Source organism: Collinsella sp. OF02-10 (genome assembly GCF_003463445.1).
Classification (GTDB): domain Bacteria; phylum Actinomycetota; class Coriobacteriia; order Coriobacteriales; family Coriobacteriaceae; genus Collinsella.
The window spans coordinates 124,581-132,158 of record NZ_QSCW01000005.1; the positions used below are offsets into that span (position 1 = coordinate 124,581).

Below are 7,578 nucleotides of genomic sequence, written 5' to 3' on the forward strand. Positions count from 1 at the left end.
TACACAAAGTGGTTGGACGATGCATCAATGTGTTGTCCAACCACTTTTACTTGCCGGCTATGTGGTATGCAAAACTAGAAAACCTAGAATACAATATAGAAAATGAACGGAGGACCTTTATGAACCACGTTAAACACGTTATTCCGATGTCCGATTCGTCGGTCAGTATTAAGCCTGAGGATATTCAGCCCACGGTGCTGCCCGATGCATTTATTCAGTCCGAAATCGTGTGCAAACTCAATAGGTTGAGTCTGTCGCGCTATGACCAGTTGCCCAATGTGACGCTCTATCGCGACCAGGTTATTGAGTATGTTGCGCTGTGGATGGAGCCGCTGTCCATTTGCGTTGAGCAGCCCGTCATTACGCCATCGATGATCAACAACTACGTGAAGGTCGGCCTGGTGCCTGCTCCGGTTAAAAAGCAATATGGCCGCGAGCAGATTGCCCGCCTGATCGCTATCTGCCTCTTTAAGCAGGTGTTACCTATTGCTGCGGTGCAGGCACTCTTTAACATTCAGCGTTTGAGCTATGATGCCCCGACGGCCTTCGATTATGTGGTCGATCAGCTCGAGGCATCGATTCGTTCGGCGTTTTCCGTCGAGCAGACGCCGGTTCCCGATACGGCGCATCAGGTAACGCGTGAGTCGCTGCTTGTGCGCAGTGCGGTTTCATCCTTCGTTTCGAAGGCGTACCTGATGAGCTATCTAAAGTTTAATGGGTTTAATAGCTAGCCAACGTATATAACGGGCGGAACAAAGGGCCATCTGTCACTTTGTCCCGCCCGTATTTTTGCTTGGTTGGACGTTATTGGCCCGAAGCCACGCCCATGCCGTAGCCGATAATGAGCCCATGCATTTCGGCATAGTATGAATCTAGCCCGTTACAGGGCATGATGATAGTCTTGGAGCCTGGCCAGCGCTCCACAATGCGGCTGGCAAGTGCCTGGGCGCCTGTCTCATTTTCCACATGGTCGATGACGACCTCGCCGCCCGTAAAACCCTCGGCTTCCATGGTATCGATGATCTTGTTGAGCATCTTCTTTTCGCCACGCGTGTGACCGACGAGTTCGATTTTACCGGCCTCACTCGCCGTGCCCAAAATGCGGATATTGAGCTTGTTGGCAATGACGCCGGCTGCCTTAGGGATACGTCCGGCTTTGGCCAGGTTTTCGTAATTGCACAAGCTGAAGAGGATTTTGCTGTTCTGTTCAAGGCTATCGAAGTATGTGCAAGCGTTCTCGAATGAGACATCCGGATTGCTTGCAAGATAGCGGTCGAACAGCAAGAAAATGAGGTCCATTTTGCCGCCAGCTGCGCGCGAATTGACTAGATGAATCTGCCGGTCGGGCTCCTCGGCAAGAACCATATCGCGAGCCGTGGCTGCCGCATTGTAGCTGCCCGACACGCCCTCAGAGATTGGCATGCAGATGGTCTTGTCTGCCAATTTGAAGAGCTCGGCCCACTCCCCTACGCTGGGACAAGCGCTCGAAGAAGCGTTCGTCTCCGCCTGAACAGCGCAGTTGAGCTCATGTACATCGAGCGAAAGGTCATCGACGAATTCACGCTCCCCCACTCGAATTTTGAGGGGCGCAAATGCAAAGGTGGTATGGGGCGCGGTCGGTTGCCAATCGCGGAGGTTACAGCTTGAATCGGAGATAAGTGCCCAGCTCATAGAGGGTCCTTTCTAATTGTTCCTCAACAATTATAGCCATCTTGCAAACCGAATGTACGGCTATCTAGTTTTGAATACTAGATAGCCGTACAAGATTAGAGACAAAAGAATAGACCTCGCGACTTTAAGCCACGAGGTCCACATTCACACGCTGTGTAAGATGACTTAGTAGCGCACGAAGATATAGTTGTTGTTCATGCCGGCGGCAACGGAGCTGATGATAACACCCGTGTTGTAGTCGGAAGCATGAATCATCTGACCACCACCGATGTAAATGCCGGTGTGGTACGAGTTGACCACAACGTCACCGGGCTGCGGATCGGACACACGCGTCCAGCCCATAAAGGTACCCGTGGTGCCCAGGCGGCAATAGCGACCAGTGAGGCAATAGCTAACAAAACCAGAGCAGTCGAAGCTGTTCGGGCCAATTCCGCCCCAGGAATAAGCGCAACCAAGCTTGCTGTATGCACGCGAGACAACAGAACCGCCATCGACGGACTGGCTCGGAGCAGAAGGCGTCGGAGCCGGAGCAGGCGTGGAGGGCTGCGGCGTCGGAGCAGGTGTCGGCGTAGGAGCCGGAGTGTTGCCGCCCTGGTTGTTGTTATTGCTGGTCTGACCACCGTTGTTGGTGTTCTCGGTCGTACCGGCAGTCTCGTTGCTTACCGTGGCCTTCTCGGCAGTGCTGGCGTTGATGCCGGCCTGCAGCGCGGCGTTGGCCTCGGCCTCTGCGGCAAGCTCGGCCTGCAGCTGCGAATCCAGGGAGTATACGACGTTCTGGGCCTCAGCCTGCTGGGCGTTAAGCTCGTCGACCTTCTTTTGCGTGGTGGCGACGTTCTTCTCCTGCTCGGCCTGCTTATCGGTGAGCTGCTGCTTAAGCTCCTTGACCTCTTGAATGGTCTGAGCTTGCTTATCGGAAACTTTGCCGTAGTAGAACAGACGGTTGAGCATATCGCTCAGGTCGTCAACGCCCGTCAGAACCTGAAGCAGGCTCAGACCGCCAGTTTTGTACTCGCCGGCGACATAGGTCGAGAGCTTGGCCTGACCGTCAGCGATCTCCTGCTGCTTTTGCGTGATCTCGCCAGCAGTCTGATCGAGCGCCTGCGTCTGCGTGGCGAGCTCATCGTAAATCTGCTGGGTTTGGGTACCGATCTGCTCGAGCTTCGTTCGAGCAGCGGCAAGGTCGGATGCGGTATCGGCGTAGGCAGGAGCCGCGAGGCCCAAGCCCAAAACACAAGCGAGGGTTGCCGTAGCAGCGCAGCGTGCCATGTTTTTGTGCGTGTTTGCTGTGCGCATGTAGCTTCCTTTCCAGTAACTAAGGGTAACGGCTAGTCCACCGTCACCAGGCTAAAGAGCTCCACATCGCCATCAGACGGCGTGAGCTTCTCGCGCGGGTTGAGAAACGCAAGCTCAAGGATACAACCGTAACCGACAAGCTTTGCGCCCATATCTCGCACCAGTTTACCTGTTGCCTCGACGGTTCCGCCCGTCGCGACCAAGTCATCCAGAATCAACACGGTATCTTTAGAGCTGATAGCGTCGGCATGGATCTCAATGGAATCCGTTCCGTATTCGAGCTCATAGCTTTGGCTCACGGTCTCGCGCGGCAGCTTGCCCGGTTTACGTGCGGGAACAAAGCCGGCGCCAAGGGCTACAGCCACCGGTACGCCAACCATAAAGCCTCGAGCCTCTGGGCCCACGACCTTGGTGATTCCCATGCCGGCAAATTGCTCGGCGAGGGCATCGGTCATGGCTTTGAGCGCCTCGGGATTGCCAAAGAGCGGCGTGATGTCTTTGAAGATGACTCCGGGCTCGGGATAGTCGGGGATGTCGACGATTTGAGATTCGAAGTCGTACATTGCATGACCTTTCAATGGGTTGCCGAAATATCAACAGCGGTTATTTGCCCGCGGTGACGGTGCCGGATTGCGAAGGGGCGACGACCTTGAGCGGCTTTACGAGAGAATCCTCGTGCGAAGCCGGTGCGGCAGTTTCTTCGTTTTTGGCCTTGGTGGATTCGGAGCGAGCGATTTCCTCATCGAGTGCATCGATGTCGGCGTCCTCGACCACGGCGTTGAGCGACTCAAAAACGCGGTTTTTGAGCAGCGCGGTGTGCACGCCCTCCGTCAGGTCGTGAAGCTTCTTAAACGCACGCTCGAGCTTGGCGTCGCGCTCGTCATCGGAGGTATCCATTCCGAGCATGCTCACGAGCACCTGCTCAAACATCGAGGATTCGCGGTTGGCGGAAGACACGTACTGACGCAGGTTGCGCGGCTCGATATGGAAGCGTGACAGCTCGGAGCAGTAGCGGATGATCGGAAAATCGCGACCATCGACGAGCTCACGGTTCTGCGGACTCTTGATGATGCGAATGAGGTCGTTCTCGGCGAGCGAGCGGATAAACGAGATCTCGACGCCCAGCATATCGGGAATGGTCTCGATGGGATGCAGCTTTTGTTTGGTCTCCTTGGGCTCCGTCTTAAGCGGAACATCGGACAGCAAGCCCACCTCGTAGGCGAGCGTTGACAGGTCCGTGGCGTTTTCCAAGCGCTGCTTAATCACGTTGAGCGGCATGTAGCGGGTCTTCTGCAAGTGCAGGATGACCTCCAGGCGATCAACGTCCTCCTTAGAGTACTGACGGTATCCCTTAGGCGTACGATGAGGGGTAATGAGCCCCTCATCTTCTAGAAATCTAATTTTTGAGTTCGAAAGATCGGGGTATGCGCCTCGAAGTAGGTTGACGACTTGGCCGATACTCAGATAGTTGCGTTCGGCCATGCCCTACTCGCCGGTTTCGATGCGCTCCGGCGTGCTCTCGTGATAGATGAGCGTAAACGTACCGATCTGGACGGAAGAACCGTCGTGCAGCGGGGCCGCGTTGACGATGGCACCGTCGACCCAGGTGCCATTGAGCGAACCCAGATCCTCGATGCGAGCGCCGAGGCCCTCACGAATAATGCGCGCGTGGCTGCGCGAAACAGTCATGTCATTGAGGAAGATGCCGTTTGCAGGATCGCGGCCGATGGTGGTCACGTCGTCCTCGAGCTCAAAGGCGGCACCGGTCTGCGGACCCTTGACGATGGACAGAACGGGGGCGGTGATGCGCACGTTGGCCATGAGGTCGGGAACGGTGACGTCGCTTGAAGGCACGCGGAATACGCAGGTAGCGTCAGCAGTCTTATCATTCTGAGGCATATTGTTAACCATGTTGTCCATGACAACCCCTAACTTATCGCGGACGTGCCGCAAATAATGAACCGTACGTAATCATACCCCAACGAATCAGTCTTCGATTTCAGGGTTCAGAAAGTCGATGTCCTCGTCCTCGGGATGCGCGAGAGCCTGTTTAATGGCCACTCCGCCCTTAATGGAATAGATGACAGCCGTGAGCATGGAGAAGATCACGCCGCCGTACACAAAGAAGATGCCGAGGGGCACCGAGCTTCCGTTGAGGCCCGGGAAGGCCGTAAGGGTTGAAGGTAAAAGACGCAGGCCGTCAATAACGGGGAACCCGAGCAGCATGAGCGAGAAGCCGGTCATGAGCAGTGCAGTGGCAATCTTTCCGGGAAAGACGACATCGATGGGGCGACGGTGATAATGACGAACGATAAGCGTGCCGATGCCCAGATAGATGTCGCGGCCAATAATGAGCACGCAGACCCAGATGGGCAGCTCTCCGCGGACCACCAGCCCAAGTACGCCGGTGAACAGCAGCGCACGGTCGCAGATGGGGTCCATGACCTTGCCGAGCCACGAGACCGTCTTGGTCATGCGGGCGATCTGACCGTCCATCCAGTCGGTAGAGGCGGCAACGGCGTAGATAACGATGGCGATGACGCGGTTGTTATCCGTCACAAACAGGTACAGAAATACCAGAGTGAGGATCAGGCGCGTAAAGGTGATGAAATTGGAGATCGTAAAGATCTTATTCGACGGGTAATCGGAAGTGCCGATAAGCTCCTTTTTGATCTTCTTTTTGATGCCCACAGGACTCCCCCGCTGGTTAACGACAAAACTTTCGCTACTATACCCGTTCCGGCGATGTCTATCCAGCGTAAGCATAGAGAGTCCAGACATGAGGAAGGCGCTTTTGGGCGGCGGTGGATTTCACATTCGTGTACATCAGCCTCCAAACATGCCGAAAAATGTCGGTTTTGGAGGGTGATGTACACGTTTTGATTCGGTGATTACATCGATCGGGAAAGTTGTTGCCTTAAGCAAATTAATCATGATGTGCGGGTCGAGAAGGGTTGGCGCCAAAAGAACCCAACGGCCGTTATGGCTTCGTTAGAAACGCGCCCCACCATGGATGGTGAACCCGAAAGGTAAGGCGCGCGGGCACGGTGACTCGGCCCGCGCTCCCGGAAGAGAAAGGATAAACCCATGGGTTACATGCTCGAGACGCGTGGGCTCACCAAGCGCTTCGGCCGCGGCGACCAGGCGCAGGACGCCGTGGCCGACGTGAGCCTTCATATCCGCGAGGGCGAGGTGTACGGGCTGCTCGGTCCCAACGGCGCCGGCAAGTCGACAACGCTCAAGATGATCTGCGGGATGCTGCGGCCGACGGCCGGGGAGATCCTCTTTGCCGGGCACGCCTGGCGCCGCGAGGACCTCTACGCAATCGGCAGCCTCATCGAGGAGGCGCCGCTCTACCCCAACCTCACCGCGCGCGAGAACCTGCGCGTGCGCACCACGCTGCTGGGCCTTCCCGAGAGCCGCATAGATGAGGTGCTCGCCGCCGTGGACCTCGCGGACACCGGGAAGAAGCGCGCCGGGCGCTTCTCGATGGGGATGCGGCAGCGCCTGGGGCTCGCGTTGGCGCTGATCGCCCGGCCACGCCTGCTCGTGCTCGACGAGCCCACCAACGGCCTCGACCCCATCGGCATCGAGGAACTGCGCGACCAGATCCGCGGCTTCGCGGCGGCGGGTACGACGGTGATCGTCTCGAGCCACATCCTCTCCGAGGTGCAGCAGATGGCGGACACCATCGGCATCATCTGCGGGGGGCGCCTTGCCTACGAGGATGCGCTTCGTCCCGGGCAGGACCTCGAGGAACTCTTCATGAGCTTCTGCCGGGAAGGGCGACGAGCGCGCGGGGAGGTGGCGGCATGACGGGCGAGAAAGGCGGCCTGCTCGCGGGCCTGCGCGCCGAGGCCCTGAAGTCGCGCCACGCGGCACCGGTTCGCCTGGCCGTGCTCATGGCGCTGCCGATGCCGCTGCTCGGCGCGATGCCCTACCGGGGCGTGCAGATCTTCAGCGCGTGGAACTACTGGTACGCGCTCTTCCTGCCCGTGTGTCTCTCGCTCGTGGTGGCGTGCGTCGCGCGGGCGGATGCTCGCACGCGGATGCGGGGGCTTCTGGGCCTGGGCTTCCCGCTCGGGCGCGCCTGGTGGGCCAAGGCGCTCTGGTGCCTCGCGCTCTGCACGCTCTCGAACCTCGTGGTCTTCGGCATCTACCTCGCGGGATCGGCGTTCTCCTCGCAGGGTCTCACGGCCGCGGGCACGCTCACGATGCTCCTCTGCGCGCTCGCCAACACGGTGACCGCGGCGTGGATGATCCCTGCAGGGCTCTTCCTCACGGCGCGGCTCGGCATGCTCGCGGGCATCTTCTGCCCGCTCGCCGCGCAACTCTTAGGTGGGTTCGCCTGGTCGTTGGTGCCGCTGCCGCAGCTCTTTCCGCCGTCGGCGAACATGGTCATCCCCACGAGCTTCATTCCCGTGCTGCCGAGCGGCGAGCCGCTCGCGGCGGACATGGCGCTCGGCGGGGCGCTCATGGCGGACGGCATGCTCACGCTGGCGGGCCTTGCGGTCTGCGCGCTCGCGTTCGCCGCGCTCACGGCGGCGGGCGCGGCCTGGTTCGCGCGCTCCGAGGAGAGGTGATGGCCATGACACGACTCTCCGACCCGACGCC

General features: G+C 58.4%; 9 protein-coding genes. 3 read left to right on the plus strand and 6 right to left on the minus strand.

The genetic code is table 11. The annotated features are described in order from the left end of the window. Positions 1-119: 119 nt before the first annotated feature. Positions 120-731 (plus strand): DUF1836 domain-containing protein, encoded by a 612-nt coding sequence (locus DXA43_RS04195; protein ID WP_199580520.1) that lies wholly within the window; start codon positions 120-122, stop codon positions 729-731. 73 nt (positions 732-804) lie between these two features. On the opposite strand, the gene DXA43_RS04200 is transcribed toward DXA43_RS04195, so the two are convergent. From DXA43_RS04200 to DXA43_RS04225, 6 genes are all read right to left on the minus strand, one after another. After that, positions 805-1,671: a DegV family protein gene (locus DXA43_RS04200; protein WP_117806334.1), complete on the minus strand. Its 867-nt coding sequence runs from the start codon at positions 1,669-1,671 to the stop codon at positions 805-807. 165 nt (positions 1,672-1,836) lie between these two features. Then, positions 1,837-2,964: an NlpC/P60 family protein gene (locus tag DXA43_RS04205; protein WP_199580521.1), complete on the minus strand. Its 1,128-nt coding sequence runs from the start codon at positions 2,962-2,964 to the stop codon at positions 1,837-1,839. A 32-nt stretch (positions 2,965-2,996) separates the two neighbouring features. Next, positions 2,997-3,527: an adenine phosphoribosyltransferase gene (locus tag DXA43_RS04210; protein ID WP_117806335.1), complete on the minus strand. Its 531-nt coding sequence runs from the start codon at positions 3,525-3,527 to the stop codon at positions 2,997-2,999. A 40-nt stretch (positions 3,528-3,567) separates the two neighbouring features. Beyond that, positions 3,568-4,446 carry a MerR family transcriptional regulator gene (locus DXA43_RS04215; protein ID WP_055250118.1) on the minus strand — a complete coding sequence of 293 codons (879 nt, stop codon included), beginning with the start codon at positions 4,444-4,446 and terminating at the stop codon, positions 3,568-3,570. A 3-nt stretch (positions 4,447-4,449) separates the two neighbouring features. Continuing rightward, positions 4,450-4,884 (minus strand): FHA domain-containing protein, encoded by a 435-nt coding sequence (locus tag DXA43_RS04220; protein WP_006236002.1) that lies wholly within the window; start codon positions 4,882-4,884, stop codon positions 4,450-4,452. A 66-nt stretch (positions 4,885-4,950) separates the two neighbouring features. Continuing rightward, on the minus strand, positions 4,951-5,655 hold the full coding sequence (locus DXA43_RS04225; protein ID WP_117806336.1) for a CDP-alcohol phosphatidyltransferase family protein: 705 nt from the start codon (positions 5,653-5,655) through the stop codon (positions 4,951-4,953). Positions 5,656-6,051: 396 nt separating this feature from the next. Here DXA43_RS04225 and DXA43_RS04230 point away from each other — a divergent pair, with 396 nt between their 5' ends. Together DXA43_RS04230 and DXA43_RS04235 are read left to right on the plus strand one after the other, a co-directional pair. Then, a complete protein-coding gene (locus tag DXA43_RS04230) occupies positions 6,052-6,780 on the plus strand; it encodes a lantibiotic protection ABC transporter ATP-binding protein (protein WP_055250122.1) in 729 nt (242 codons plus the stop codon). Continuing rightward, on the plus strand, positions 6,777-7,547 hold the full coding sequence (locus tag DXA43_RS04235) for a hypothetical protein (protein ID WP_117806337.1): 771 nt from the start codon (positions 6,777-6,779) through the stop codon (positions 7,545-7,547). Before DXA43_RS04230 ends, DXA43_RS04235 begins: the two co-directional genes overlap by 4 nt. Positions 7,548-7,578 lie beyond the last annotated feature (31 nt).

Bases quoted from the DNA above. Each gene is read 5' to 3' on its own strand.
- DXA43_RS04195 (WP_199580520.1), top strand. From the start codon at position 120: ATGAACCACGTTAAACACGTTATTCCGATGTCCGATTCGTCGGTCAGT.
- DXA43_RS04200 (WP_117806334.1), bottom strand. From the start codon at position 1,671: ATGAGCTGGGCACTTATCTCCGATTCAAGCTGTAACCTCCGCGATTGG.
- DXA43_RS04205 (WP_199580521.1), bottom strand. From the start codon at position 2,964: ATGCGCACAGCAAACACGCACAAAAACATGGCACGCTGCGCTGCTACG.
- DXA43_RS04210 (WP_117806335.1), bottom strand. From the start codon at position 3,527: ATGTACGACTTCGAATCTCAAATCGTCGACATCCCCGACTATCCCGAG.
- DXA43_RS04215 (WP_055250118.1), bottom strand. From the start codon at position 4,446: ATGGCCGAACGCAACTATCTGAGTATCGGCCAAGTCGTCAACCTACTT.
- DXA43_RS04220 (WP_006236002.1), bottom strand. From the start codon at position 4,884: ATGGACAACATGGTTAACAATATGCCTCAGAATGATAAGACTGCTGAC.
- DXA43_RS04230 (WP_055250122.1), top strand. From the start codon at position 6,052: ATGGGTTACATGCTCGAGACGCGTGGGCTCACCAAGCGCTTCGGCCGC.
- DXA43_RS04235 (WP_117806337.1), top strand. From the start codon at position 6,777: ATGACGGGCGAGAAAGGCGGCCTGCTCGCGGGCCTGCGCGCCGAGGCC.